Below are 26,167 nucleotides of genomic sequence, written 5' to 3' on the forward strand. Positions count from 1 at the left end.
CGGAGGCGGCGATGAGAGTCCTTTGCCTGGTCTTACTGTTTTTCGCCTGGGTTTGCGTGGCGGCAGACGACTACAGCTTCCGCACGCGAGGCGCGGTTGACGACCTGCTTTACTACCAGATTGGCGGCGGCGAGGCGGTAATGCCGCCACCCGTGCGCCGCAGCCCCTCGCCGCTCAGTGTGGGCATTGGCTGGAATGCCGATATGATGTGCGGCAATTTCGACATCGACACCACGGTGCGCAACCAGCTAAACGGGATCACCGACGGCTTCCAGCAGCTGATGGGCAACGTTATCCAGAGTGCCACCGGGGCGGTTGCCAGCCTACCCGCGATGATTATCCAGCGCGCCAATCCGCAGCTTTATGATCTGCTGACCAACGGCGTGCTGCAGGGGCGGCTGGATTTTGATAAGTCGCTGCTGAACTGCCAGAAAATGGCGGAGAAGATGACCGATTTGGCGGCAGACTCCGCCTGGTTTTCCGGAGCCAAAGCGGAGAATTACCAGTCCCTCGCCGCCAGCGATAATGACGCCATCCGCACCGACCAGAAAGCGGCAAAAGAGGCAGCCGAAAAGGGTAAACGCTGGATAGGTGGCGAAAAGCGCGGCGGCAAAGGTCAGCCGCCGATTAAGATAGTCCATGACGCCACCGCCGCAGGCTGGAATATTCTCAACCAGCAGCCCGCCACCAGCACCACGTCTCTTACCTCCTCCGAATGCGACGGGGAACTTTGTAGCACCTGGACATCCCCTGAAGAGGCCGCCGGATGGATGACCCGCGTGCTGGGCGAGCAGACCATCAGCGTGGCGCAGGCCACCGACGATCCGGACGCACGCTCCGGCGCACAGGCAGGGATCGGTCTACATCCGCTGATCGACGAAGAAAAGGCGAGGATCCTGCCCCTCCTGACAGATCTGGTTAATGGCAGTCAGAAACCCGGCTTCGACAATTTGGCGAAAGCCTCCGGCGGATCCATGCAACTGACCCGCGGCGTGGTCGAGGCACTGCGCGACGATCCGGACGCCACCGTCCTCACCGAACGGCTGGCGGGAGAACTGGCGCTGGCCCGCGTCACCGAACAGGCGCTGCTGGCCCGGCGCACGCTGCTCGCAGGTATGCGTGAACCCAATATCGCCAACGTCAAAGAAGCGCAGGACAGCTTAGGCAAAACCACCACCCAACTGGATGAAGAGCTGAGCCAGCTTAAGCTGGAACTCGATTTCCGCCAGGCGCTGACGCGCAATACCGCCAGCCAGATCCTACAACGCAAACAGCAGCGCGATCAGCTTCAGGGACAGGCGGTGGAGGTGCCGGACGATAGCGACCGCCGCTTACATCAATTGAATAACCCGCAGCCGGACAGCCCGCGATGACCGCCAACAGCTATTTCGAGTATGTGCTCACCCTGCTCGGCTGGCTGGTGAACAACGGCGTGTGGCAGACGCTGACCGCCACCGGGCTGTTCGCCCTGCCCCTGCTGGCAAAACTGATTGCCCTGTGGCTGAAAGCACGCGGCCAGGGGGCGGACGAAGGCAACGTCGCCCGCCTGCTGGTCGTCTGGGTGGAGCACTCACTCTACAGCGCCCTGCTGGTGATCTTCTTCGCGGGTGTGCCGTTCCTCAATGTAGATATCAATACCATTACATACGACAGCCAGCGCGCGAAGCAGTGCGGCTGGTCGGTGGTACAGCCCGGCGATTCCGGCTATGCACCTTTGATTAATGAACTCAGCGGCCAGAGCGCTTCCGTTCCGGTGTGGTGGTACTTCACTCATGCGCTTGGCAAAGGCATCACCAGCGCCGCCGTCGCCGTCTTGCCCTGCAAGCCGGACCTGCGCCAGTTGCGCTTTGAAGTGCAGCACACCCGGATCGTTGATCCAGCGCTGGCACAGGAATTACAGGATTTCGTTAACGACTGCTATGGGCCATCGCGCACGCGCCTGAAACGGCTGGGTAGCGATATCAGTGAGGAGCAAAGCCGGGAAGTGGACTGGGTGGGATCGTCTTTTTACCTCTCCACGCCAGGCTATTACGACCATGATCATTCCCGCTCACCCCGTGCCGCCTGGCCTTATGACGCCAGCCGCGATGATGGCCTGAGCAATACAGGTGGCGGAGGCTATCCCGCGTGTAAAGAGTGGTGGTCCGATGGTGATGCGGGGCTGAAAAACCGCCTACTGAAGCAGGTCGATACCACGCTCTGGCAGCGTCTGCAAAAACTGGGGCAGTCGAAAGAGGAGTACGAAGAAGCGGTACTGCGCTCGCTGGTGAGCCCGCGCAATATGCAGGTGTCACAGGGCGGGCTGGTGTACAACGGGTTTGGCGGGAATGCGGGAGATAACTTGAATGCATCGCAAGCGTTAAGCCGGTTGGGGAGTATCGCCGGAATGTCGGTTTCCAGCCTCGCGCTGTTCCCTGCCTTCGATGGCGTGCGCCAGGCGTTGCCGATGGTGCAGGCATTCCTCGAAATGGCGTTGGTCGTTCTTATACCGGTGATCCTGTTATTTTCCGCCTGGGAGCTAAAGAGCGTGATCACGCTGAGCTTTGTCCAGTTTGCCCTGTTTTTCCTCTCCTTCTGGTGGGAGCTGGCCCGCTGGCTGGATAGCTGGCTGATGGAAATTATCTACAACGCAGAAGGTGCTTCGCACTTCAACCTGTATGGGTTGCAGAACGCTTCTGATGATTTGATCGTCAATGTGGTGATGGGGACGATGTTTGTGGTGCTGCCTGCGTTCTGGCTTGGGGCGCTGACGTGGGCGGGAGTGAGGGTTGGCGGGGTTGTGGCCGGGGTTGTGTCTGCGGGCGCGGGGGATGTTAAGGGAGGTGGGAGTCGTGCTTCCCACCTGTTGATGAAAACTACAGGTCTAAGCTAGCGCCATGTTTACGCAGCCACTCTTTGCGCTCTCTCCAGTCAGGCATCACCTTATCCACTTCATTCCAGAAAGCGTCCGTATGGTTGCGATGGTGAAAATGACATAGCTCGTGGACCACGATGTAATCCAGGATCTTCGCGGGGGCCATCATACATTTCCAGTGGAAATTCAGCGTACCGCTATGACCGCAACTGGCCCAGCGATATCCCATTTCCTTCACCCGGATTGTTTCTGCCTTCACTCCGACTTTGGGCGCAAAAAACAGAGTGCGTTCTCTGATGCGCTGCTGGCCTTTAGTTATATAAAAGTCTTCAAACGCGCCTTTCGCTGCGGCTATGCCGCCTTTTTCAATAAGTTGCCGATTAAGGCAGAAGCGTCCATCTTTCAGGAGTAACGGTAGATGTTGATCGGAAACCAGAGATAAGCGATACATGCTCCCCAGATAGAGAAAGGTCTCGCCGTTTACCCATTCACGCGCCACCGTAGTGGCATTAAGATCTTTCCACTCAGCCAGGTTACGATAAATCCACATGCGTTTCTGAAAAACAACGGTATCCGCCTGTTCAGGAGTAAAGTGTACTGGCGGGCGAACAATGACCTGACCGTCTCTTTCGATAACGATATCCGTTGTACGCCGGGTGGTACCTGGCGCGAGATGATAGTCGATGTCCTTCACCCGTCTGTACATCATGGTTTTTTGCTCTCCGCTGAGTTCTGGAGTAACGCACTATGTCGGTTTTTTGCCAGTTTCATAATTTCTACCGCAATTCGTTCTCTTGCCTGTTTTAATTCAGGAACTCCGGTTAGCGTCAGAGCCGTTTTGATCTCACTGCGCGTTTTCTTTTGTTTGCTGCTGTTGTGCCAGTAATCGATGCTGCCGATGCTTTGTTGCAGAAGTTCAACAATTGCTTCCATCAGCGCTTTAATTTTGGGTTTTACTGACACGGGTATCTCTCCGCCCGGGAACGCTTCATGAGCAATATGTTCATAAAACGTAGTGGCCTCCCGGCTCATCCCCTCTTCCCCATCCTGGCGCCCGGTAATCGCAACGTTACGCAGTTTCTCTAACTCTTCCGCCAGCTTCTTCCATTGATCCTGATACAGGTCGATCAATTGTTCCACTTTTTCCGAAAGACTCTTATAAAAAGCTGGATCTTCATCATGGTGAACAGTGCAATGCTTACGAATTGCATGCTCCATTTCGCTGGCTTTCGCCTCATCATTGCCGTTGGTATGCTGGTTTAGCTGTTCAATGAAGTTATCTGAGAGCAATTCAACGGGAGGAACCGTAGGGTTAATCCCCAGACTGATGAGGTGCTGATTAATCAGATCGCGTACCTTCTGGCCAGCATCTCCCAAATCCAGCAAATCGTCTTTATAACGCTCTTTGGTCACTCGCTGGATATATCCCAGACGCTTTGCCGGAATACGATAAACTTGACCCGCACTATGCGGCAGGATGATATCCAGACTGCTGAGGAATTTTTTCAGGTACACATCAAAATCCGCCCGCAGTTTCTCGTCTTTCAGCAAACGAACAGCATCATTTACCACAGCTGCTTCTGCTGCTATGTCGGGTAATCGTCCCTCAAGGAAATCATGGATGCCATTAACATGATGGTACGAGAACAAACTCAACAAGCGCTGATAGCGCTCCTGCAGCACCGGAACTTCTGAATTAATATTTTTTAATCCTTCGGCCAGCTCCTGGCGCTCGTCGCTGGCTGCATAAAGAGTTAATGCCTCAGTAAGATGGTGAGTAAGGCCGATATAATCCACAACAAAACCACGTTGTTTCCCTTTTTTTACCCGGTTTGTACGGGCAATTGCCTGTAGTAACGTATGCTCGCGGATTTTTTTATCCAGGTACATAACCTGCTCTATCGGCGCATCAAAACCGGTTAATAACATGTCACAGACAACCAGGAAGGCGATTCCTGTATAAGGTTTATCAGGATCATCAAATGCAAATGGCTTACAGAAATTTTCTACCGCATTCCAGGCGCGGGCTTGTTTACGTGTCTCGGTAATAAATGCCGCTTCATTGGTGCCATCACTGGATATCACGACCGCAGCTTTGGGGAACTTGATCCGATTAATTAATTCGTGGTCAGGTACGTCTGCAGATTCAAGCTCATCCATTTTCTCTTTTAATGCCTGATGGATCGCCTTCTGGTAACGAACTGCCGCCAGTTTGGAGTGACATACCACCTGAGCTTTAAAGCCATTAGGAAAAATATGCTCCAGATAGTGTTTCACCATATCGCGCGCGATAGCGGCAATACGTTGCTCTGCTTCCAGAATGTCGCCAGTGGCGCCATACTTTTTCTTAATAGCGTCTAATTCTTCTTCCGTTCTGTCTTTAAAGAGATTCTCAAACTGCGTTTCAAAGCCATATTTATCGTTCAACGCGGCATCAGCAGTCCTGCCTTCATAAAGGATCTGCAATGTGGTGCCATCTTCAACGGCATCCATCAATTTGTACTTATCGATATATTCGCCAAAGCGTTTGACGGTACGTTTCTCACCGTGGCGTTCTGTAATCAGTGGCGTTCCGGTAAAGGCAATGCGGGCCGCATTGGGGAAGGCCTCAAAAATATTACTCCCCAGGTCTGAACTCTGAGTACGGTGTGCTTCATCGATCATTAACACAATTCGCGAAGAGGTATTCACTACGCCAAATGTTTTGCCCGTTGGAATGGCCTGGTAGGTTCCCAGCGCTTTAGCAACGGATACGGGGAGGCTTTCCTGCGTGACCAGAAACTTATGGGCCATCACCATATTGATATCGGAAGTGTTGGTGGCTAATTCTTTTCGTAGCGTATTGTTGCTTTCAATAACATTGACTCGTCCACCAATCAGTTGTGCCGTCGCTGTTAACTGCTCCTCCAGATCGAGACGATCGTTGATCAGTATGATTTTATAATCGTTAAGATCGTTTGAAACGCGCAGCATTCGGGCAACAAAAACCATCGTCAGGCTCTTACCCGACCCCTGGGTATGCCAGACTACACCACTTTTTTCTTCTGTGGTTTTACCTTCACGTAAACGCTGTAAGATCTTATTAGCGGCGCGAAATTGCTGATAACGGCAGACAACCTTGATGCGCGGGCCAGCATCGGTATCCATAAATACAGAGCATGTACGCAGGATGGATAGCAGATTCGCTTTATTTAACATGCCTTTGATTAGCTGTTGTTGCGCATTCATATCGCTGGCAACATTGTCCTCCTGTGGCCATTGTGTCTTCCAGGGATAAAAATGCTCCTCTCCAGAAGTAATCGTGCCGTAATCCGCTTCAACGCCTGTCGTTCTGACCGAAAATAAATTACTGTGGAATAAACGCGGCTCTCCCTCCTTTAACCCCTGCAGCGCTGTTGCTTTACGGTCATTCATATAACGCTGGAGCTGAATATATGCCTCCGCCATAGGATTAGAACAGGTTGGACCACCCTTTTTACACTCCACAACAATCAGCGGGATACCATTGATAAATAAAACAATATCGGGAATGATAAATTGTTTTACGCAACCCGGGGTATCAATCCGGAACTGGTTTATCGCCAGAAAGTGATTATTTCCAGGGTGTTCGAAATCGATTAATTTTACTATCGGGTCAGACTCACCGGTGACATTATTAATATCCACCTGTGTTTTAAACAGTAGCTTTTGGATCGCCTCATTAGCTTCCAGTAAAGTACGGTTGGGTTGTCGCAGGATCTGCTCTTGCAGATCCTGTAACTGTTTGTCAGTTAACCATGTTTTTCCGTCTGATCCGGCATTTAAGTGCGCTACTGAGTTAGTAAAAATCTGCGGCAGCAGCCACTGTCGGAAGCTGCTACGCATACTTTTAGCCGGATCGGAGGGAATGTCCTGTCCCTGGTCAATAATCGTCCAGCCCAGTGATTGCAATTGCTGCAAAAAGGGCTGTTCAACTTCCGTGTATTCAGACATGGGGGGCCTCTGTGTCTTTTGAATGTACAGGAACTTTACCAGTGAGGAGATCGTGCATTAAACCATTTTTTTCTTTTATTAGTTTTTTCAAGCTAATTTCTTCTGTCTTTAATTTTTTTGTAACTAAGGAATATTTTTCATACAATTGTAATTGTTCTTCTTTTCCAGGCAGAGGAAGTTCTAGCGAACGTAATGTTTTTGATTGTATCGCATCCATTATTCCTCCTTGTGTTTCTTTTCTAAACCAAGCTTTAACCCATGGAGCATGATTCAATTGCCAGCATACTAGCTCAGGGACAATCAGAGATTCATTGAAGGTCATTGTCCATAAATGTTTAGATGATAATGCTCGCTCAATGTCACTAGGTATTACAGCTGCTCTTCCTACTGTTCCCATGATAGTTATAACCACATCTCTGGGTCGAACAGCATATTTTAGCAATTCATTAAATTTTCTTTCCGAAACAAAGCGCCTGAACGTATTATCAAAATACTCAACATGAATATTATCAATTCCTAAAAAAGGAATCCCCTTTTCAACCAACTCTGATTTTAATAAAGCACTTCCAAAAGGGCCACTTCTGAAGTTGTTTGCTATTGGTGACAGCAATTCTTCAAGTTTGACAACAGACCAGTTTTTTGGAATATACCCAAGGGATGACATTTTATATAAATGCGGTGCACTCCTATAACTCTCCCGTAATTCACCAGAAGCATTAACGCCCCGCGTTAATAAGTCAAGCATCATACCATTTTTTATTTTCTTATATTTTCGTATTAAGCATTGAGTTTTCTCAATGGCATCATCAACTAAAGTTAATATCTGTGATATTCTTTCCTGAATACTTTTATTCTCGGGGTAAGAAATAGGTAGGCGTCGAACAATACCTGCATTGAGGTTCGACTGTGTGGTTTGAGTAGTATACCGCCAGACCGACGGTTTAATATATTCCAGCCAATAGAACAAATAATTATCATGAACTTTATCATTTGCTTTTAAAGCTATGATAGCTTGATTGGTCGCACAATCTATTTTGTTTATTACAGGTTTTCCTACAGTGGCATACATTGAATACAATATATGTTCTTTAGGTACCAACCACGCAGAACTATTATTTAAGCCCTCTAATGTTAATGTCTTCCCTGTTTTTGTTAAAAACCGATAAGAATTTGTCATATCCTCAATAAGGACAAAAGGAATATCGCCATCATAAAAAGCTGGATTAGATACACTCGGCGTACCTCCTGCCTTTTGGTAAGAGGTTACATCATCCAAAAACCCATGAATCCATTTACTCATATCCCAGCTCCGCTAAGATTCTACGCAATTGCTGAGAAGCCTTATCCCTCTTCTCCTCGATTTCTTTAGCAGTTACCGCATATTTAAACCACAAATTTTCAATTGCAGTAATACAAGCTCGCTGTTCTGCCCGTAGATAACGATTATAAGTAGTTAACAATAACTGTTTTAATCGCGCAAGAATAACCACACGAGCCTCATCCTGTGATATTTTCTCACGAGCGCTTAAAACCAGCTCATCACGCTTATTCTCTATTGCCTTAATCACTTTCTTCAGTTCTTTGGCTTCATCTTCCAGTTCTTTATGGCGTTTCAACTGGGCTTCGATTTGGGAAACCTTTTCCTGATATTCTTCAGCACTTCCCAATCCCGGATCGCGTTTGCACAGTTTCACCATGCCTTTAGCATCTTTCAACTTTGCTTTTAGCTCTTTCACCTGCTCAGAGGTCATCACACCAGTATCATCGGTGTCTTCAAAGTCCTCATCATCCGCCGCGGCAAATAACGCCTGCAGCTCGGCTAAACGGGCCAGTGCATTTGCCTGCTCTTCCAGTACCTCAGGGAACTGACTTTGAAGAATATCCTCATCGGGGATCAGTTCAGCTCCCCAACCACTGGCAGCAATAGATTTGAAATCCGCCTTCAAGTAATTCACATAGCTGGCAAAAGCACCACGCACCTGGAAGGAAGTTAACAAGTTTTGCTGCGCAAATGCGTCATGAATGCTGTCCATCAACTGGCTGCGCATTACATAAACATTACGTGGCCGGGCCTGCTGATTGGCAGCGTCAGGGGCTAACGCTTCCACAATCGGGAGATTCTGCTCCCACCACGCCTCAAGTTGCGTCATGAACGTCTGATTCGCTTGTAGTACACCCGCATTTCGGGTAACAAACTCAGCAATATCACGCTCTTCAGTCAAAGTGGGGCCGAAATTCATATACTCAGCATCACGGGGTGCAAAAATATCTGCACGTAACCCGGCATAGTTTTGCCAGAAATGGCCAAGACTTTCGATTTCCGCCAGCGGAATACCACCATGTAAATGCGCACGAACATCGTGGGGTTCCGGCGGCGGCGCATTGTCCACGTAGCGACGAATATTACAGTTGTAATCTTCTTTGATAATCTCATCAGTTGGAACAACGCGCGCATAGCCCGGGATCGTTTTTCCGTTGCGATACGCGTTGATAATTTTATCAATATCCTCCGGACGCAGATGATTCTGTGCTTTGTCTTCGCTGTATTCACGATCGGCGTTGATAAACAGAACTGACTTACGCTTTGCAGCACCTTCTTTATTCATCACTAAAATACAGGCCGGTATCCCCGTACCGTAAAACAGGTTGCTAGGTAAGCCAATGATGGCCTGCAGATAACCGTGATCGATAAAGTATTTACGCGCTTCGCGTTCATCACCGCTACGGAACAACACACCATGAGGCATAACGGTCGCCATACGCCCATCATGTTTCAGCACAGACAACATATGCTGAACAAACATCAGGTCCGCTTTCTTACCTTTCTCTGGCAGCCAAATGGCAAAACGTCCGGGGTGTTTAATATCTTTCTTAATATAGTTCTGGCTGAATGGCGGGTTAGCCACCACACGGTCAAAACGTCTTAATTCACCCTTTTCATCCAGATGCTGTGGTTCACGCAGGGTGTCTTCCTGACGAATATCAGCATGCGAAATTCCATGCAGCAGCATGTTCATTTTGCAAATAGACCAAGTGGTGCCGATCTTTTCTTGGCCGTAGAGCGCGATTTCATCCGCATCACCGCCTTTTTCACGCAGGTAGTCACGCATCTGAATCAGCATGCCGCCCGAGCCAACGGTCGGGTCATAAACGCTCATGCCCTCTTCAGGATCGCAGATCTCAACACAGATCCGCACGACTTCCGCCGGGGTATAAAACTCTCCAGCCTTTTTACCCGCAGAGTCAGCAAAGAATTTAATCAACCATTCATATGCTGCCCCAAGCAGATCGGGGAACTCAAAATCCTCATCTTTAAGCGGAATTTTCTCGAAGTTCTGTACAAAATCAGCCAAGGTATCGTCATCCAGAGTACGCTGGCCAATCTTGCGGTTGAAGTTAATGCCTTTCAATACGTCCTGTAAAACATCGATATTAGCTTCTTCGATCGCTTCCAGCGCTTTATTCAACGCGCCGCCAACCCCAACTTTCACATGCTTCAGGGCCGGTCGGATGACCGCTTTTTTAGTGCCATCCTTCTCTTCTACAATCTCTTCCCACTCTTCGTTCCAGCGTGCGCGCGGAGGAACATAGAAATACTTACCTGAGTAGTTGTCGGGATCTTCAAGAGCCAGCTCGATGTCCAGTTTGGACATCCCTTGATCTTCAAACTGCTTACGTAGTTCAGCCTGACGCTGATCGAACAGGTCGCTGGCACGCTTAAGGAACAACATGCCGAAAATATATTCTTTGTATTCACTGGCATCCATGCTGCCACGCAGGTCATCACAAGCGCGGAGCAGCAATGTTTCAAGCTGGGTAAGGGTTAATTTCATGTGTTTCTCAGAATACTGCCTCGTTAACTACAGTCTTACCTGCTTGTAAGCCATAGCCTCGTAAATTTATTGTTTAACTGCTATGAATTATTTGTTCCACAACGAATTATGAATCTTTCCTGTCTGGTGATACTCGCCCACCAGTTCAATAAAATCTTTAAAATCCCGATTCTCTTCCACCAGACGGTTTACTGACTGCCAGTCGACACTGGTACGTTCCCGCGCCGGGATCAACGTCTGGCTGTTACTGAAGTCATGTGGATCGAGGAGGATCACACCAATACCATGCAGCGCACAGAGCATCTGCAACTCACGCTCCACACTACGTTGCTTATCTTCGTTAATTTCAGTCGCCACCAAATAGCCGAAATGCGCCCAACTGGAGTTGCTGACCGCCTGGAAGAAACATTCACGCACGTTGCTACGGTTTAGCTGCTTTTTCACCTCAAAAGACCACAGCCGAGTTAAACGTCCTTCACTATGACGAACGCAGTTTTGCACCACATCATCCCATTCTTTATCCAGAGGCTCCAATGCGACGATATCGGGATAAAGCCAATGGTTGCCACCCAACCCTTTGTTATTGCTGGAGCGCTTTTCGTCAATACGACGGCACAACAGCCCTTCTTCCTGTGAAAGGTAATCAATCAGGATCGGATATAACGAGTGCTCGGTAAGGCTTACAGTTTCAACTGTTGGTTCGGGTGCCACATTGGAATCTGTTTTTTCAACCACAGATTCCCCCCAGTAAAACAGGCGCGGCCTTGGCTTATCACGAGTCATCACCTGCGGACACATCGCCTTCGCTTTAACAGTCCGGCTACCGCCTACCTCTGCGGTTATCTGACTTAAAAAATCTTCGTCGCTAGCAAAACGCGGATTTTTGCGCTTTTCAGCCAGTTCTGCGCTGTAGTGATCGATAATTTTCTGCGCCAGTTGGCGGACAGTGAACTGCTGGCCGGGATTAGCCTGTAACACGTTGATTATCATCTGGGGACGACTGGTCATATGCCTTCCTGCGTTTGTACGCACGGCTTTACGTATCAGCTTTTAAGCGATGCGTGATTTACAACTCCTGTGGATGAGCTCAGTTTACCTTTCAGTGTTACAGACATAAAGCATCGATTTCTCTCTCACCAACGTGACGAACCGCAATTGAATTTCACCGCTTTTGCGAGCATGATCGCAATAACATCAGCCTGTTACCCGGTTCATTCTTATGCTCTCTTCAGAAATGCTGCAATCCGCCATCTCCAACGTCTCTGTCTGGCATCAGGGTGACGTATGCGCGCCGCATAAACCGCTACTGCTGTTGTATGTACTGTCGCAGTACAAAGCAGGCCATCCACGCCTGTTTAACTACGGTCTGGAAATCCACGAACCGCTTACTCGCCAGCTGAAAGAGTTTGGTCCCAAGCGACGCACCGACTATCCCAATATGCCTTTCTGGCGACTGCGAACCGACGGCTTCTGGGAGATCGCTCACGCAGAAGGTTGCAAACCGCGCAAGGGCAATACTCAGCCGACAAAGAAAGAACTGATTGATAACCAGGTGGCGGGCGGCTTCGATGAGGCGGCTTACCAACAATTGCTGGCCCACCCTGAGATGATCGACCAGTTGGCCCAGAAGATCCTCACCGATCGCTTCCCGGAAAGTATTCAGCGGATCCTTGCCAACCAGTTGGGATTCGATTTTATCGATCGCTCCAGAAACCGCGATCCGCGTTTCAGGGATATCGTTCTTCGCGCTTACCACTCACGGTGCGCGTTCTGTGGTTACGATCTCAGACTCGATGGCGCGCTGGTTGGTATTGAAGCGGCGCATATTCACTGGAAAGCATATGGCGGTCCGTGCGTGGTGAACAATGGACTGGCGCTCTGTACATTACACCATGACGCGTTTGATATGGGGGCGTTCGGGCTGGATGAGAGTATGACCATCCGCATCTCCGGCGGCGTCAGTCGTAGTCCGGTGGTAGACCATCTGTTCTGGCATCGGGACGGCCAGCAGTTATTCCTCCCTTATGACAAAACGCAGTGGCCTGCTGAACAGTATGTCGGCTGGCACCGGAAGCAGATTTTCAAAGCCTGAAAATACGCAACGGGCCGTTAGGCCCGTTGTTCGTTATATCACCGCAGTTCTATCACTCTCGCCCGCTCAGCCTGCTTTCGGTAGTGGTCGTATCGCTCCCGGAACCATGCTTGCTGTTCATCACTCATATTGCCGGTCACGGCATCGATATCCACTGGTTGGCCCAGGGCGTGCATACGGGCAAAACTGCGTGCCAGAAAATCAAAATTCTTCAATGCGTTTATATCTTGTTGGTTCATTAGCATATCCCTCCAGTCATTGTGCTTACTGTTCAAGGTCATATGCTTTTCTGATTTCAGTATCCGCCTGAAAAAGATCATTTTTTGAGCGATGCGTGCGCATCAATCTGCCTGCGTTCACATTTCAGGAACGACAAAACTCTTCAGCCCCGGTAATGATTTTCCCCTCCCTTTTATCACCCGCGCAGAAAACACTACCGCCAGCCATGCAGTAAGTTCGCCATGTATCCGGAAGGCGCGAACGGCGCAGATGCGCAGGATACCCGTACCATTCCATCCCGCAGGGAAACGCCCTGCGAAGGGTGTTCCCTGCTCATTTACAGGAGAAACACCATGTCGCTTTTCGATAAAAAACCGTCGTTAATGCCGGTGGTTATCGCCCCTGATGTCTGGCAATCCGCTGTGGAGTTTCCCGCCGACCCGCAGCAGGTGGAAGAACGGCTGGGCAATCTGTTGCTCGCCGTACTGCTGACCCTGCGCACCGCCGGGACGTCCCGCAAGAAAGTCACCTTTACGATCTACTGCCAGCCGCCGCAGGGCGATATGAAAGTCCCTGTCGCATTACCGCTGTCGCTCAACTATCACGGCCACTATGTGCAGGTCTCGATGGCTGAACAGGCATAACCTCTCTCCGCCGGAGTCACTTCCGGACGGAGGTGGTTCCGGCTTCTTCCATGAGGATCGCACAATGGACAGAAGCAACGATATCTACCAGAAAGTCACCGACCAGATTATTGCTGAGCTGGAAAACGGCAATGTGCCGTGGATCCGCCCGTGGCGCGATGGCGAGCCGCCGTTCCCGATCAATGCGTTATCCGGTCGTCCGTATCACGGCATTAACGTGCCGCTGCTGTGGAACAGCGCCGACAAGCAGAGCTTCGCCAGCGACCGCTGGCTGACGTTCCATCAGGTCAGCGCGCTCGGCGGGCAGGTGCGCCGGGGGGAGAAATCCTCTCTGGCGGTGTTGTATCTGCCGCGCACACAGGAAGAGACCGATGCACTCGGCCAGCCGTTGCTGGATAAAGACGGCGAGCCGAAGGTGCGGCATTTCGGGATCATTCGTGAATTTCGGCTGTTTAACCTATCGCAGTGCGACGGCCTGCCGCAGTCGCTGTCCGAGCCGTTTACCCGGCCCGCAGAGCCTGTGGAGATGGCCGAAGCCATTGCAATGAACAGCGGAGTGACGCTGCGCCATCGCCGTCAGTCGAAAGCGTATTACAAACCCGCGACCGACCTGGTGATGATGCCGCACCCGCAACAGTTTGAAAGCAGCGAGGCGTACTACGCCACGCTGCTGCATGAACTGACGCACGCTACCGGACACGCTTCACGCCTGAACCGCCCCGGTATTGCCGAAGCGGAACGCACCGAAGCGCTCTACGCCGCTGAAGAATTAGTGGCGGAGATGGGTAGCGCCTTCCTGTGCGCCCATTGCGGCATTCAGGGCAGGCTCCAGCACGCCAGCTATATCGGCTACTGGCTGGATATTCTGCGCCAGGACAAGCGGGCAGTGATCCGCGCCAGCGGTATGGCGCGCCACGCCAGTGAATGGCTGCTCAACGCTGTACCACAACCCTGTCAGCTTAGCGCCTGACAGCCCACCCGCACGGGGAGTCTTCCCCGTCGGGGAGTTGCTCCCCTTTTTTTCTGGAGTGAGATATGGGACTCGATCTTTTCTTTTTCGAACGGGCAAAAAACGCGCCCGATGAAAGCCAGTACGCCAGAGTGGGTTATTTCCGCAAGGTGAACCCATTACTCAAATGGGTGGATAAACACGTTGGGCTGGTGCGTAACCAGGTGCTGTTAGAAATCACAAAAGCACACATGCAGGCGCTTCTGAGTGACCTGCAGAGCCTGACGCCGGATAACTGCGGCGCGGTTTATCCCACGATTGACGGCTTTTTCTATGGTTATACCGATTATGGAGAACACTACTGGAAAGATGTCCGCGCCGTCACCCACTGGGTGAAGGAGACGCTGGAGACGTTTGATTTTGAACGAGACAGGTTGATGTTTTATGCCTGGTGGTAGTTTTAAAGTGGCCGACAATATGTCGGTCACTTTTCCTCGTCGATCAGAAATATAGCGCTAGATATGCACATCAGAGCATACTGTTTTTACTAATAAAATATAAAAGGCCTAAAGGGAGAAACTGCAAAGGAAGGGCGACAAGGGCAAAGGGGCCTGCCCGGAAAGGGGAAATATGCTGAAGTGGCTACAAAGACCATCCCAGAGCCAGCCACCTGCGCCAGACGCTGCGCTGCCGGAGGGCTGGTATGCACCACAATCCGCAGAACAGTTACTGGCGACACCGTTACGCCAGTCCTGTTTGCACCAGTTACGGCAACTGACCCCGCTGCCGGATACCCTGTTTGATAGCTGGATCCTCACGGCGATTCATCGCTTCGCCGCGTTGGTACAACTGCTGCCCGCCTCACAAAGTCATCACCATTCCACTCCCGGCGGGTTGCTGGATCATTCGCTGGAAGTTGCCTGCAACGCCATCCGGCTGCGCCAAGGTTATCTGCTGCCACCGGAAGCGGGTGCGGAAGAACAGGCCCGGCAGGCCAGCGCATGGACGGTCACGGTGGTCTGCGCGGCATTACTGCACGATACGGGAAAAATCGCCGTGGATATGGAGATTCATCAACGTGATGGCACCCGCTGGCATCCGTGGCAGGGTAATCTGGCACAGCCTTATCGCTGGCAGTACCAGAGCCACGGTCGCGACTATCATCTGCATCCGGCGGCTAGCGCAATGCTGATTAATCAGTTGATACCCTCGCCATTACTGGACTGGCTGGCCGGATATCCCACGGTTTTTGCGTCCCTGATTTATCAGATCACCGGACACTACGAACGCGCTGGCGCGCTGGCGGAACTGGTACAGCAGGCCGATAAAGCCTCTGTCGCCCGATACCTCGGCGGCGATATCAAAACTGCGCTGGCACAAAAGCCCTCTTCCTTTCCCCAGCAGCTTCTTACAGCCCTACGGTCGCTGGTGCAGAACGATTATCGACTGAATAATCCCGAATGCGGATCCGATGGCTGGCTGACGGAGGATGCGCTGTGGCTTATCAGCAAAACCACCGCCGACCGGGTTCGCGCCTGGCTGCTCCAGCATGGCGTATCTAGCGTGCCGGAAAACAATAACCGCCTGTTTGACGAACTGCTGACGCATCAGCTTATTGTTGCCAATGAGGATAAAGCGATCTGGCGCTGCATTATTCGATCGGATAAGGGTTGGTCGCCCGTTGAACCGCTGACGCTGCTGCGCCTAACAACGTCTGCAATATGGGAGCCAGGCGAACAACGTCCCGCCTGTTTTGCCGGTAATGTGACGCCGGTAAGCGAAGCTGAACCCGTCCCTGAACTTAGCGCCCCCACTCAACCGCTGCCGGAAATAGCAGACGACCCGAGGCTTGGTGACAATAACAACTTCCTGCAGTGGCTGAAGAACCACACCAGCCCTTCAGGCACGGTGAATACCCGGAACGGCAAGATACATGTGGTGGAAAACCATCTTTTCTTGATTTCACCGGGGATCTTTAAGATATACGCATCAGAAACCACTGGAGACACCGGCGACGGCTGGAAGCTGGCACAGCGAATGTTTCAGGAGTCAGGGCTGGCCCTGCGCAGTAATGATGACAGTTTTATCTGGACCTGCGAGGTTCGCGCGCCACAAAAGAAAAGTAGTCAGTTGAAAGGGTTTCTGATGGAAGATCCGGGGCTGGTGTTTGGGGAGAAAGTGCCGGCGAATAATCCGTGGCTGAAGTTGCTGCGCGAATAGCAATTTATATCAAAATACTCTCTTCCACCGAGCTACAGCGAATGGGCTTTAATACCTAAAGAGCCGCATGATATTCAATAATTGATTTCAATTCTTCAGGCGAAAAAGGCGGATTACGCCGATGCAACATGGCGTGGCAATTAGGGCAGACGGGAATAAGATCTTTTTTGGGATCCAGAGAGTAATTATCTTTGATGTCTGATAGCGGAATCAGGTGGTGTATATGGATAAAACCTTTTGCTATCTCACCATACACCCTCATCATATCAATGTCGCATACTTTGCACAGACAACCATGCCAGGCTAATGCGGCCTGGCGGGCCTTGCGGTCGCGTTCATAGCGGTTAACCGTTACCTGCGTAGCTGCACCTTCATTAAATACGCTCTGCGGCGGCAGTTCATCAGGAAAAATACTGATGGCAGGCTGCTCGTTACCCAAATTTTTCTCAACGATCTGAAACCCTTGATCGGTAAGCAACTTGACGCATTTCGACTTGATACCACCACTAAAATCTTCAGGGGAAAACTCAACGCCTGTCATATTTGAAGCAGCAATACCGACTATAGCTTTCGGTGGATAACTGCGCCCTTCAAAGATCACATCATACAGCCGGGACTCGCTGAACTGGTGGCGTACACCTTCATCATAGGCGCGCATAGCCGCAATAATGCATTCCCTGGTAAGCTGGTCTGGCAGTTTCTTCTTCATTTACAACTCATCATCCCTGAAACGACATATGCTAACTCTTTATTTTATAGCATATTAATTTATCCGGGGATAAACAGCACTCTTCAATTTCGCGTTACCGGGATACGGACATCAGTGCAGCGGCAGCGTAACGTAGCGGCAGAGAAACCGCGCTTCATGCTGATTGTCCAGCCGCACCTGAAAGACATCGTGTGTATCCTGCTCGAATGCGTATTCGCGCCACGCCAGCAGCCCCTGTTGGTTCATGCGGATAATAATCTGATCGGGCGTTTCGCCCTGATTCAATGCTTCGACTACCTGTTGCAGGGGAAGCGGTAGCGTCTGAGCAGGCCACATCACTTCAACGCTTACGAGCTGGCGGTGTGTCCGGGGTAACATCGGTAGTTTCCTCCATGGCAGAATTTAGCGGTTAATTAGCCATGAAATAGGGGCATTTTTTGCAGTTGCAAGGTTGCCGAGAGACCTCATTTAAAGGTTAATACATCTCAGGTAGTGAAGTCTCTTCCGAGACAAATCCAGATTGTCTGCGCCAAGCGTCTGAGGATATGTCGATAAAAAGCATTTTTTTAAACATATTGCCAAAACATGTTTATGCCATCGACACGTTGCGGCGATATGTCGATAAAACACGATTTTTTAAACATGATGCCGTGACATGCTTATAGCATCGACATATGATGTCTATATGTCGATGAAATCGGTTTTTATAAACATATGAGCTGGAATCCCGAAGCCCCTTACAACGATCTGCCAAAACTGCCGCCTGATCTGCAGCAGATAGAAACACGTAATGTACTAAAAGCGTGTATAAATGCGCGCGCGGCAATTGCAGAGCTGAAAACGGCGGGTGAGTTGATCCCCGATCAGGGATTGTTGATTAACATTCTCCCGATGCTGGAAGCGAAAGATTCCTCACGCATTGAGAACATCGTAACGACCAGCGATCAGCTCTTTCAGTATGCTGATCGTGCAGACGGAGCAGATCCAGCAACCAAAGAAGCATTGCGCTATCGTACGGCGCTTTATGATGGTTATACCCATCTTGAGACCTATCCACTTTGCACAAACACCGCAATCGCTATCTGCACCAAATTACGCGCAATTCAGACCGATATCAGGAAAACACCGGGCACAGTACTGCGCGATCAGAATAACAGCGTGGTATATACCCCCCCGGTGGGTGAAGATACCATCCGTAACTTATTGGCGAACTGGGAGCAGTTCATACATGGCGATGATGATTTAGACCCATTGGTGAAAATGGCTATTGCACACTATCAATTTGAGTGCATCCACCCTTTTCCGGACGGGAATGGGCGAACAGGTCGTATCCTGAATATTCTTTACCTGATTCAAAATGAATTACTTTCACTGCCTATCCTGTACCTGTCCCGCTTTATTCTGGAGAGACGTAGTGATTACTACATGCTCTTGCGTAGGGTAACAGATGAAGGAGACTGGGAATCGTGGATATTATTTATGCTGGAGGCCGTAGAAAACACGTCCCGATGGACGACTGACAAGATTGCGGTTGTTCGGGCATTGATGGCAGAAACGACCGAGTATGTACGTGAGAAGCTACCAAAAATATATACCTATGAACTCATCCAGGTGCTCTATGCGCAACCGTATTGCCGGATCGATAACCTTGTTGAACGAGGTATCGCTAAACGCCAGACGGCATCAGCGTATCTCAAACAGTTAGTCGAGATAGGCGTGCTGGAAGAAATGAGCGTTGGTCGAGAAAAGCTGTATATCAACACCAGGTTGGTTCAGGAATTGAATCAGTAAAGTGTATTAATTAGTGTTAGCTCAGATTTTTCCAGAACTAATGATGACCTTAGCAAAACCTGACATTAATGGCGATGTGATAGCTGAAGCAGGCATGATTAATATCTTATTGTATTGATAATCATTTTATCATACAAAGCTAAGTCAATTAGATTGAAAACCATATTAACATTAGATGATATATGAATAAAATCCATAGAGATTTATATTCTAGGAACCAATAAGAAATTCATATAAAAGCAGCTCCTTTCAAAGCTGCTTTATACACTTAGTTTTTTGGGAGCTTGCTTAAAATATCTTCAATCCCTGATTGCTTATACCTAACATTATCAAAAAGGTCATTAAGGACAGAAAATCTTTCTTTATACTTCCATACCTCAAGATTATTATCATCAAGGATGCAAAGAACGATTTGAGACGTCCAGTAAAACTCATCGACATCTGTGTAATATCTATACTTCTCTTCATAGATCCCAAACTTAGTTCCATTGAAATTAACGCTAAAAAATAGAGGTATATATGAATCCGAACCATGAATGATATTATAAGGAGCATCATCCCTCCTCCAAGATATACTTCCATTCAAGGTGTATCTATTTAATTGCGTGATCAACTGTATAATATTATCACTCATGATCTCGTCCATCCTAAATCTAAATTTATTTGTTCTAAGTGCATAATTACACTGCTTAACTCTGATTGGATTCCCCATAATCCTTCAATGTCGAGATGTCTGGAGCTAAGCATTCTAGATAATTTTTCATCTGTTACTGAAAGTAACCATTTTGATATTGGAGGGCTTGAATATTTAAACTGATTTTTATCAAGTTCCAACTTCCGTTTAACATCTTCCAATATTATTATTGTTGAGTGAACAGAAGCGGATACTGCGCTTTTTTTCTTATTACTAGTATTGTCTTGTTCAAATTCAGAAAGAAGTTTTGGTAAATCTTTATTTTGATCCTGAAGCTTTGAAATCAGTTCAGGAAGTCTAACTTTAACGAGATATTTATTTTCTATATCTGCCACTCTGATATATACCAAGATTGTGTATATGCCACCAACGATCGATGCAAATACTGACAACCAAGTTAGAACATTTCCGAAATTTGCCCACGAAAAGATTTCCATTTTATTGTCCATAAATTAACCACGCCAATAAGCCTTGTACAATTTGAACTAAAATACCCTCTTCATAATAGTACAGAAACCAATATCCAAAGGTGATTGTAACGACACTAAAACCAAATAATATCACATGTATAAAAAAGCGCCAAGAATTTAATAGAAATATTTCAAATGATTTTATCTAAATATTTTTTTGATACTGCCTCAGAATAAAAAAACCTCGGCAAATATAATATTACCAGAGATCCTTAGAGGGCCATACAAGCATCCTAATAATAAATACACCGAATATTCTAAATATTTATTCACTCTTATTTAATAAGTATTTATTCTTAAAGAAAGATTTGCTTCAACAAAATGAATTCTCGACTTTTATTAATCTGTAAAAATAATCCAACAACAGAAACAATTAGGCCAAATCTTTTGCAACGTTTAATGATTTTCAAATCAAAGAATTCGAACTCATTCAATTGTTCCTATTGTCAACCCCCCAGCAAAAACAGCCCAAATCTAGTAATAACTAAATACCACCATCATTCCTACTCCCCCGACTCCACCTCATCCTGCGCCGCCATCAGAACCAACTCTGACTTCGAAATCAGCAAATCTTTCGGCTTCCCTCCTCTCAACCTGCGATTTGCCGAGCCGAACCAGATTGCTAGCCCCCACGGGGTCTTACGTTCTTTGAACAGCGAGAGAATCAGCCTGACAACCTTGAGGGGCCTCATTTTCTCATCCAGAACATAATCCGGGTACAAATCCTCACCATCGACCTTCAGCGAGAATATCTTCCCGGCGGCTTTCCAGCCTTTCGGGCCAGCATCAGGATCGGCGGAACGAAAGCCCGCTTTTGCGGATAATTCAGACGCCGTCAGCCATTCCGAGTCAGCCAGTATTCTGGCTTTCAGCTCCTCTAGCTGCCGGTCATTGCGCTCCTGGAAACTCATATGGTCGAGTGCGCCTCCCGGCGACTTTTTGAAGCCATACGGCACAACGTGCCTGAACCGGTTTGCATCCAGATAATCCGCCCACCACTGCATCATCTCCCGACGTTCTTCGAGATGCTGCGCCTTGTGGATATACGCCGCCCGCACGCGCTTGCGCTCCTGATGGCTCATCTGGCGCTCTACCGCGTCGCTTGACCACAGGCCCGACTCCACCAGCGCGCTACAGGCCATAGTGCGAAAACCGTGGCCGCAGACGTCTTTCTGGGTGTCGTAGCCCATCACCCGCAGCGCTTTGTTGATGGTGTTTTCGCTCATCGGTTTGCGGTAGTTATGATCGCCGGGGAATACCAGTTCAGTTCCCGGTCGGCAGTGCTGTCGCACCTCGTGGAGCAGTTCGATGGCCTGATGTGATAGAGGGACCAGGTGAGGAGAACGCATCTTCGCACCGCGCGCAGAGTACTTAACGCCGGGGATCGGCTCACGCTCAGCGGGGATGGTCCACATGGCGTTATGCAGGTCAATTTCATCCCAGCGGGCAAAGCGCAGTTCGCTGGAGCGAATAAACAGCAACAGCGCCAGCTTTACCGCCAGTTGAGTCAGCTTACGTCCTTTGAAATCGTCGACTCTTTCCAGAAAATCAGGGATAAGATTCAAATCCAGCGCTGGATGGTGACGTACTTTGGGCGTGGAGACCGCGCCAGTTAAATCTGATGCAGGGTTATGATCGATAATGCCGTTCTGGACAGCATAGCGCATCACGCAGGCGGTGCGTTGTTGAAGCCGGGAAGCGACATCCAGTTTGCCCGCTTTCTCCACCTCTTTGATGGGCACCAGCAGATCTTTAACCTTCAGTTTGGTGATGTCGCAACTGCCGTTCGTGGGAAAGACGTAAAGCTCAAAATAACGCAGCACCCGCTTCATATGTTCCGCCGACCAGTTTATGTTACTGGAGACCCATTCGCGCGCCACGGACTCGAACGTATAAAGGGGCTCTCCACCCCGCTTGTCCTCTCTGCGTTTTTCCGCCGGATTAATACCTTCTAAAATAAGCCTTCTTATATCCGCTTGCTTCTCCCTTGCCAGAGCGAGAGAAATGAGCGGATAAGGGCCTAATGCCATACGGTTCTCTTTGTTTCCAAAGCGAAACTTCAGATACCACAGCTTAGATCCGCTGGGGTTCACCTGAATGTAAAGACCGTGACAGTCAGAGAGCCTGTATGCCTTGCCAAGCGGCCTGGCATGCCGGATTGCGAGATCTGTAAGCGCCATTTGGGGGTCACTCCTCTATCGAACCGGGTTTGCCCCCTTTTTTGCCCCCAAATCGAGTGGATGTCAATGGATGAAAAACGACCAACACGGAAAGACCACGAAATAAAAATGGTTATTGGCGAAAAATAAATTATCTTTGAATTACAGACGGATACGGACGAATTTGGACGGAAATGGACACAAAAAAAGCCACCCTTAGGTAGCTAATTATTGCATCACTTGGTGCCGAAGGCCGGACTCGAACCGGCACGTATTTCTACGGTTGATTTTGAATCAACTGCGTCTACCGATTTCGCCACTCCGGCACGGAAAGGATACGGAAAACGTTCTGGATTATACCTGTCACTGGCTGCTGCGCAAGCGGCAGAGTGCGATCGCCACGCTAAGTGTTGAAAAAAACAGCGCAAGCCGCATTTCGGCCAACATTCAATACGTTCCAGATATAAACCCCTCGTTCTCACCTTTCCCACTCGCGGTTTCCTCTTTCTCCGAGCCTGCTCGCAAAATCCTGCAAACGGCTCAATTCGGTTTACATTTTCGGCAATTTGTTATCAGATCCTGTTATTAGCACGCGTAATAACGCCGGTACCTTCCCAAAACAGGATTTCCGCAATGCGCTTCTATCAGATCGAACCGACGCTGGAGAACTACTGGCGCGGCATTATTCTTTTTGGCAAAAACGTCGCCTCCTATAAGTTTGCGCTGGCGCATGCGCTGTACGATATCCGCCGCGACGGTAGCGATCTGATACGCCTCGAGGAGCTGGCGGTGCCGTTCAGCCAGCATCTGTGTCGCCATCTTGAGCAGGCCCCCAAACAGATCACGTCCTCAAAAAGCCAGTTTCTCAGCGCCTGTAGCCGCTTCAATCGCCAGGAGATAACCCAGGATCAGCTCATCGCGGCAACGGTTAAGCTCGGCTTTAGCGTGGTGCTGGATAAATTTCATAACGTGAATCAGGGCGAAATCGCCAGGCGCTTTTTTATCGACGAGCGTAAAACGCATCAAGGCATCCGTCTGACCGACGACTTTTATTCTCTGACGGAGCGCCAGCAGTACCAGAACCTGATCCACGAAACGGATGCCCGCTGGCGTCTGGTGGAGCAGGCGTGGGCAATGAACATCGCCAGCAGCCTGATCGCCGTGGAATATGATGCCGCCGAACAGCAGCTCTTCAGCACCCTGAATACCCGACGAGTTGCCATCTCCAGCTGTCGCGACAGCCTGAACGGCTACCAAAAAGGCCGCTGCTTTTACTGCTATGCGCCGATCAGTCTCGAAAGCGGGGATGAGAACCTGGCCGACGTTGACCACTTTATCCCGTGGGCGGCGCGCGGCGAAGTGGCGAATATCAACGGCGTCTGGAACCTGGTTCTCGCCTGCAAGAGCTGCAACCGCGGGGAGAAAGGCAAGTTTATGCGGGTACCGTCGGCAAAACTGCTGCGCCGCCTGCGCGACAGAAACGAATATTTTATTACCAGCCACCTTCCCTTGCGTGAAACCTTAATCCGTCAGACCGGCAACACGACCGCCCGCCGCGATGACTTCCTCGCCAAAATCTGGAACACTGCGCGCATTACGCTCCTTCATGAATGGGAACCTCAGGCCGCCGGAACGGATATATTCTGATGACAATCAACTACTACCAGCAGAACGCTGACAGCTTTGTGGCTTCAACCGTCGCTGTCGATATGACCTCTCTGTACGCGCCTTTTATCGGGGCGATTGAACCGAACGGGCTGATCCTCGATGCGGGATGCGGCTCCGGACGCGATGCCAAAGCCTTTGCCGATATGGGCTACCGGGTCGAGGCGTTTGACGCCTCACCGGCCATGGTCGAGCGGGCTGCGCAACACAGCGGGCTGGCCGTGCGTCAGGCGACCTTTCAAAGTATCAGCGAAAGCGCGCGGTATGACGGCATCTGGTGCTGCGCTTCGCTGCTGCACGTTCCCGCCGCGGAGCTGCCGGGAGTGATGCACAAACTGGCTATGGCCCTCAAACCCGGCGGCGTCTGGTACGCCTCATTTAAATACGGTTCAGGCGAGCGAGAAAAAGAGGGGCGGCGGTTTACCGATCTCGACGAAGCAGAGCTGACGGCGCTGATCGAACCGCTGGCGGATATCCGTCTCGCCAACATGTGGCAGACGGTGGATAAGCGCCCGGAGCGGAGCGAAATCTGGCTCAACGCGCTGTTGCTCAAAAGCTGAACTATCGCGATGGCTTCTCTCTCGCGGAGAAGCCGGCTTGCGCAAGCTTCCCCCCTCCTTCTGCCAAGCGTCCCCTCGCCCCATGCTCTACACTTCCTTCTTAACTACGCCAAACCCAAGGAAACTGTCATGAGCACTATTAAAAGTTACGCCGCCAAAGAAGCGGGCGCCGATCTGTTGCTGTGGGAGTACGATGCCGGTGACCTTAAGCCGGAAGATGTCGAAGTGCAGGTGGAGTACTGCGGGATCTGCCACTCCGACCTGTCGATGATCGACAACGAATGGGGCATGTCGAGCTATCCGCTGGTGGCCGGTCACGAGGTGATTGGCCGGGTGGCGGCGCTGGGCAGCGCGGCGCAGGATAAAGGGCTGAAGGTTGGCCAGAAGGTCGGCATTGGCTGGACGGCGCGCAGCTGCGGCCACTGCGACGCCTGTATCAGCGGCAACCACGTGAACTGTCTGGAAGGCTCGGTGCCCACCATCATCAACCGCGGCGGCTTCGCCGATAAGCTGCGCGCCGACTGGCAATGGGTGATCCCGCTACCAGAAAACGTCGATCTCGAATCTGCCGGGCCGATGCTCTGCGGCGGCATTACCGTCTTCAAACCGCTGCTGATGCATCACGTCACGGCCAACAGCCGCGTCGGCGTCATCGGCATTGGCGGCCTCGGCCATATCGCCATCAAGCTGCTGCACGCGATGGGCGCGGAAGTCACCGCCTTTAGCTCCAATCCGGCGAAAGAGCAGGAAGTGCTGGCAATGGGCGCCGATCGCGTGGTGAACAGCCGCGATCCCGAAGCCTTAAAGGCGCTGGCTGGCCAGTTCGACCTGATTATCAACACCGTCGCCGTCGACCTCGACTGGCAGCCGTACTTTGAAGCGCTGGCGTACGGCGGCAACTTCCACACCGTCGGCGCGGTAATGAAGCCGTTCCCGGTCCCCGCTTTTACCCTGATTGGCGGCGACCGCAGCATCTCCGGTTCGGCCACCGGCAACCCGGCCGAGCTGCGCAAGCTGATGAAATTTGCCGGACGCAGCAAAGTCGCGCCGACCACCGAGCTGTTCCCGATGTCGCAGATCAACGAGGCGCTGAAGCACGTTCGCGAGGGCAAGGCCCGCTACCGTGTGGTGCTGAAAGCCGACTTCTGATCGTTTCTCGTCATGCTTCAGGCCGCAGCCGCGCGGCCTGAACGCCACTGACCGGGGTGATGCCGGGCGGCCCGTCTGCCCGGCGCTTGTATCCCTGGTCATTAAACCGTCATCTCCTCGCCATACGTTTGCAGTCAATCCTTCTCACAATCCGGGCTTCTACAAACGCCTGAATGAGACGTCCGCC

At 50.5% G+C, this 26,167-nt stretch carries 22 protein-coding genes, 1 tRNA gene and 1 pseudogene; 11 read left to right on the forward strand and 13 right to left on the reverse strand.

Going from position 1 to position 26,167, the window contains the following annotated elements; genetic code table 11:
* The first annotated feature begins 11 nt into the window (after positions 1 to 11).
* Both ABLU67_RS19685 and ABLU67_RS19690 read left to right on the forward strand, forming a co-directional pair.
* A complete protein-coding gene (locus ABLU67_RS19685) occupies positions 12 to 1,373 on the forward strand; it encodes an integrating conjugative element protein (RefSeq protein ID WP_348852494.1) in 1,362 nt (453 codons plus the stop codon).
* Positions 1,370 to 2,872, forward strand: a complete 1,503-nt coding sequence (locus ABLU67_RS19690; protein WP_348852495.1) for a conjugal transfer protein TraG N-terminal domain-containing protein — start codon at positions 1,370 to 1,372, stop codon at positions 2,870 to 2,872. Before ABLU67_RS19685 ends, ABLU67_RS19690 begins: the two co-directional genes overlap by 4 nt.
* Here ABLU67_RS19690 and ABLU67_RS19695 read toward each other — a convergent pair.
* The 5 genes from ABLU67_RS19695 to ABLU67_RS19715 all read right to left on the reverse strand — a co-directional run bounded on the left by ABLU67_RS19695 (position 2,856) and on the right by ABLU67_RS19715 (position 11,667).
* A complete protein-coding gene (locus tag ABLU67_RS19695) occupies positions 2,856 to 3,563 on the reverse strand; it encodes a SprT family zinc-dependent metalloprotease (protein WP_079775619.1) in 708 nt (235 codons plus the stop codon). The genes ABLU67_RS19690 and ABLU67_RS19695 overlap by 17 nt on opposite strands.
* Positions 3,560 to 6,826: an HsdR family type I site-specific deoxyribonuclease gene (locus ABLU67_RS19700; RefSeq protein ID WP_348852496.1), complete on the reverse strand. Its 3,267-nt coding sequence runs from the start codon at positions 6,824 to 6,826 to the stop codon at positions 3,560 to 3,562. The genes ABLU67_RS19695 and ABLU67_RS19700 overlap by 4 nt, the downstream gene beginning before the upstream one ends.
* Complete coding sequence (locus ABLU67_RS19705; protein ID WP_200535450.1) at positions 6,819 to 8,126, reverse strand: restriction endonuclease subunit S; 1,308 nt, start codon at positions 8,124 to 8,126, stop codon at positions 6,819 to 6,821. Before ABLU67_RS19705 ends, ABLU67_RS19700 begins: the two co-directional genes overlap by 8 nt.
* Entirely contained in the window at positions 8,119 to 10,659 is a 2,541-nt protein-coding gene (locus tag ABLU67_RS19710; protein ID WP_348852497.1) for an N-6 DNA methylase, read from the reverse strand. The genes ABLU67_RS19705 and ABLU67_RS19710 overlap by 8 nt, the downstream gene beginning before the upstream one ends.
* An 87-nt stretch (positions 10,660 to 10,746) precedes the next feature.
* Positions 10,747 to 11,667, reverse strand: a complete 921-nt coding sequence (locus tag ABLU67_RS19715) for an HrgA protein (RefSeq protein WP_348852498.1) — start codon at positions 11,665 to 11,667, stop codon at positions 10,747 to 10,749.
* Between the two features lie 211 nt (positions 11,668 to 11,878).
* On the opposite strand from ABLU67_RS19715, the gene ABLU67_RS19720 reads away from it, so the two are divergent.
* Positions 11,879 to 12,751 (forward strand): phosphorothioated DNA-binding restriction endonuclease, encoded by an 873-nt coding sequence (locus ABLU67_RS19720; protein ID WP_348852499.1) that lies wholly within the window; start codon positions 11,879 to 11,881, stop codon positions 12,749 to 12,751.
* 38 nt (positions 12,752 to 12,789) lie between these two features.
* Here ABLU67_RS19720 and glgS read toward each other — a convergent pair whose 3' ends face one another.
* Positions 12,790 to 12,990: a cell surface composition regulator GlgS gene (gene glgS / locus ABLU67_RS19725; RefSeq protein ID WP_020845974.1), complete on the reverse strand. Its 201-nt coding sequence runs from the start codon at positions 12,988 to 12,990 to the stop codon at positions 12,790 to 12,792.
* A gap of 333 nt (positions 12,991 to 13,323) precedes the next feature.
* On the opposite strand from glgS, the gene ABLU67_RS19730 reads away from it, so the two are divergent.
* The 4 genes from ABLU67_RS19730 to mobH all read left to right on the forward strand — a co-directional run bounded on the left by ABLU67_RS19730 (position 13,324) and on the right by mobH (position 16,783).
* On the forward strand, positions 13,324 to 13,614 hold the full coding sequence (locus tag ABLU67_RS19730; protein ID WP_014908067.1) for a hypothetical protein: 291 nt from the start codon (positions 13,324 to 13,326) through the stop codon (positions 13,612 to 13,614).
* Between the two features lie 64 nt (positions 13,615 to 13,678).
* Entirely contained in the window at positions 13,679 to 14,584 is a 906-nt protein-coding gene (locus ABLU67_RS19735) for a zincin-like metallopeptidase domain-containing protein (protein ID WP_348852500.1), read from the forward strand.
* A 65-nt stretch (positions 14,585 to 14,649) separates the two neighbouring features.
* A complete protein-coding gene (locus tag ABLU67_RS19740) occupies positions 14,650 to 15,021 on the forward strand; it encodes a hypothetical protein (RefSeq protein ID WP_348852501.1) in 372 nt (123 codons plus the stop codon).
* 172 nt (positions 15,022 to 15,193) lie between these two features.
* On the forward strand, positions 15,194 to 16,783 hold the full coding sequence (mobH, locus tag ABLU67_RS19745) for a MobH family relaxase (protein ID WP_348852502.1): 1,590 nt from the start codon (positions 15,194 to 15,196) through the stop codon (positions 16,781 to 16,783).
* 55 nt (positions 16,784 to 16,838) lie between these two features.
* Here mobH and ABLU67_RS19750 read toward each other — a convergent pair whose 3' ends face one another.
* Both ABLU67_RS19750 and ABLU67_RS19755 read right to left on the reverse strand, forming a co-directional pair.
* On the reverse strand, positions 16,839 to 17,492 hold the full coding sequence (locus ABLU67_RS19750; protein ID WP_348852503.1) for an HNH endonuclease: 654 nt from the start codon (positions 17,490 to 17,492) through the stop codon (positions 16,839 to 16,841).
* 111 nt (positions 17,493 to 17,603) lie between these two features.
* The gene (locus ABLU67_RS19755; protein WP_032734444.1) at positions 17,604 to 17,870 is read right to left on the reverse strand and encodes a hypothetical protein; all 267 of its coding nucleotides are present in this window, start codon (positions 17,868 to 17,870) and stop codon (positions 17,604 to 17,606) included.
* Between the two features lie 336 nt (positions 17,871 to 18,206).
* On the opposite strand from ABLU67_RS19755, the gene ABLU67_RS19760 reads away from it, so the two are divergent.
* Positions 18,207 to 19,283, forward strand: a complete 1,077-nt coding sequence (locus ABLU67_RS19760; protein WP_348852504.1) for a Fic family protein — start codon at positions 18,207 to 18,209, stop codon at positions 19,281 to 19,283.
* Between the two features lie 268 nt (positions 19,284 to 19,551).
* On the opposite strand, the gene ABLU67_RS19765 is transcribed toward ABLU67_RS19760, so the two are convergent.
* The 5 genes and pseudogenes from ABLU67_RS19765 to ABLU67_RS19785 form a co-directional block, all read right to left on the reverse strand.
* Positions 19,552 to 19,917: a hypothetical protein gene (locus ABLU67_RS19765; RefSeq protein WP_057058084.1), complete on the reverse strand. Its 366-nt coding sequence runs from the start codon at positions 19,915 to 19,917 to the stop codon at positions 19,552 to 19,554.
* Positions 19,914 to 20,414, reverse strand: coding sequence for a hypothetical protein (locus ABLU67_RS19770; RefSeq protein WP_057058083.1), 501 nt, complete (start codon positions 20,412 to 20,414; stop codon positions 19,914 to 19,916). Before ABLU67_RS19770 ends, ABLU67_RS19765 begins: the two co-directional genes overlap by 4 nt.
* A 536-nt stretch (positions 20,415 to 20,950) precedes the next feature.
* On the reverse strand, positions 20,951 to 22,279 hold the full coding sequence (locus ABLU67_RS19775; protein ID WP_348852510.1) for a site-specific integrase: 1,329 nt from the start codon (positions 22,277 to 22,279) through the stop codon (positions 20,951 to 20,953).
* Between the two features lie 99 nt (positions 22,280 to 22,378).
* A pseudogene (locus ABLU67_RS19780) lies at positions 22,379 to 22,627 on the reverse strand (Arm DNA-binding domain-containing protein); the annotation flags it as partial.
* A 220-nt stretch (positions 22,628 to 22,847) separates the two neighbouring features.
* A tRNA-Leu gene (locus ABLU67_RS19785) sits at positions 22,848 to 22,932 on the reverse strand.
* A 307-nt stretch (positions 22,933 to 23,239) separates the two neighbouring features.
* Here ABLU67_RS19785 and ABLU67_RS19790 point away from each other — a divergent pair.
* From ABLU67_RS19790 to ABLU67_RS19800, 3 genes are all read left to right on the forward strand, one after another.
* Positions 23,240 to 24,253 (forward strand): HNH endonuclease domain-containing protein, encoded by a 1,014-nt coding sequence (locus ABLU67_RS19790; protein WP_025107471.1) that lies wholly within the window; start codon positions 23,240 to 23,242, stop codon positions 24,251 to 24,253.
* Positions 24,253 to 24,831 carry a class I SAM-dependent methyltransferase gene (locus ABLU67_RS19795; RefSeq protein ID WP_148850087.1) on the forward strand — a complete coding sequence of 193 codons (579 nt, stop codon included), beginning with the start codon at positions 24,253 to 24,255 and terminating at the stop codon, positions 24,829 to 24,831. Before ABLU67_RS19790 ends, ABLU67_RS19795 begins: the two co-directional genes overlap by 1 nt.
* A gap of 129 nt (positions 24,832 to 24,960) precedes the next feature.
* Positions 24,961 to 25,980: an NAD(P)-dependent alcohol dehydrogenase gene (locus ABLU67_RS19800; RefSeq protein ID WP_348852505.1), complete on the forward strand. Its 1,020-nt coding sequence runs from the start codon at positions 24,961 to 24,963 to the stop codon at positions 25,978 to 25,980.
* The last annotated feature ends 187 nt before the right edge of the window (positions 25,981 to 26,167 follow it).

Source organism: Klebsiella sp. GN_Kp190 (genome assembly GCF_040061795.1).
GTDB classification, from domain to species: domain Bacteria; phylum Pseudomonadota; class Gammaproteobacteria; order Enterobacterales; family Enterobacteriaceae; genus Klebsiella; species Klebsiella michiganensis.

Bases quoted from the DNA above. Each gene is read 5' to 3' on its own strand.
- ABLU67_RS19685 (WP_348852494.1), top strand. From the start codon at position 12: ATGAGAGTCCTTTGCCTGGTCTTACTGTTTTTCGCCTGGGTTTGCGTG.
- ABLU67_RS19690 (WP_348852495.1), top strand. From the start codon at position 1,370: ATGACCGCCAACAGCTATTTCGAGTATGTGCTCACCCTGCTCGGCTGG.
- ABLU67_RS19695 (WP_079775619.1), bottom strand. From the start codon at position 3,563: ATGATGTACAGACGGGTGAAGGACATCGACTATCATCTCGCGCCAGGT.
- ABLU67_RS19700 (WP_348852496.1), bottom strand. From the start codon at position 6,826: ATGTCTGAATACACGGAAGTTGAACAGCCCTTTTTGCAGCAATTGCAA.
- ABLU67_RS19705 (WP_200535450.1), bottom strand. From the start codon at position 8,126: ATGAGTAAATGGATTCATGGGTTTTTGGATGATGTAACCTCTTACCAA.
- ABLU67_RS19710 (WP_348852497.1), bottom strand. From the start codon at position 10,659: ATGAAATTAACCCTTACCCAGCTTGAAACATTGCTGCTCCGCGCTTGT.
- ABLU67_RS19715 (WP_348852498.1), bottom strand. From the start codon at position 11,667: ATGACCAGTCGTCCCCAGATGATAATCAACGTGTTACAGGCTAATCCC.
- ABLU67_RS19720 (WP_348852499.1), top strand. From the start codon at position 11,879: ATGCTCTCTTCAGAAATGCTGCAATCCGCCATCTCCAACGTCTCTGTC.
- glgS (WP_020845974.1), bottom strand. From the start codon at position 12,990: ATGAACCAACAAGATATAAACGCATTGAAGAATTTTGATTTTCTGGCA.
- ABLU67_RS19730 (WP_014908067.1), top strand. From the start codon at position 13,324: ATGTCGCTTTTCGATAAAAAACCGTCGTTAATGCCGGTGGTTATCGCC.
- ABLU67_RS19735 (WP_348852500.1), top strand. From the start codon at position 13,679: ATGGACAGAAGCAACGATATCTACCAGAAAGTCACCGACCAGATTATT.
- ABLU67_RS19740 (WP_348852501.1), top strand. From the start codon at position 14,650: ATGGGACTCGATCTTTTCTTTTTCGAACGGGCAAAAAACGCGCCCGAT.
- mobH (WP_348852502.1), top strand. From the start codon at position 15,194: ATGCTGAAGTGGCTACAAAGACCATCCCAGAGCCAGCCACCTGCGCCA.
- ABLU67_RS19750 (WP_348852503.1), bottom strand. From the start codon at position 17,492: ATGAAGAAGAAACTGCCAGACCAGCTTACCAGGGAATGCATTATTGCG.
- ABLU67_RS19755 (WP_032734444.1), bottom strand. From the start codon at position 17,870: ATGTTACCCCGGACACACCGCCAGCTCGTAAGCGTTGAAGTGATGTGG.
- ABLU67_RS19760 (WP_348852504.1), top strand. From the start codon at position 18,207: ATGAGCTGGAATCCCGAAGCCCCTTACAACGATCTGCCAAAACTGCCG.
- ABLU67_RS19765 (WP_057058084.1), bottom strand. From the start codon at position 19,917: ATGAGTGATAATATTATACAGTTGATCACGCAATTAAATAGATACACC.
- ABLU67_RS19770 (WP_057058083.1), bottom strand. From the start codon at position 20,414: ATGGAAATCTTTTCGTGGGCAAATTTCGGAAATGTTCTAACTTGGTTG.
- ABLU67_RS19775 (WP_348852510.1), bottom strand. From the start codon at position 22,279: ATGAAGCGGGTGCTGCGTTATTTTGAGCTTTACGTCTTTCCCACGAAC.
- ABLU67_RS19790 (WP_025107471.1), top strand. From the start codon at position 23,240: ATGCGCTTCTATCAGATCGAACCGACGCTGGAGAACTACTGGCGCGGC.
- ABLU67_RS19795 (WP_148850087.1), top strand. From the start codon at position 24,253: ATGACAATCAACTACTACCAGCAGAACGCTGACAGCTTTGTGGCTTCA.
- ABLU67_RS19800 (WP_348852505.1), top strand. From the start codon at position 24,961: ATGAGCACTATTAAAAGTTACGCCGCCAAAGAAGCGGGCGCCGATCTG.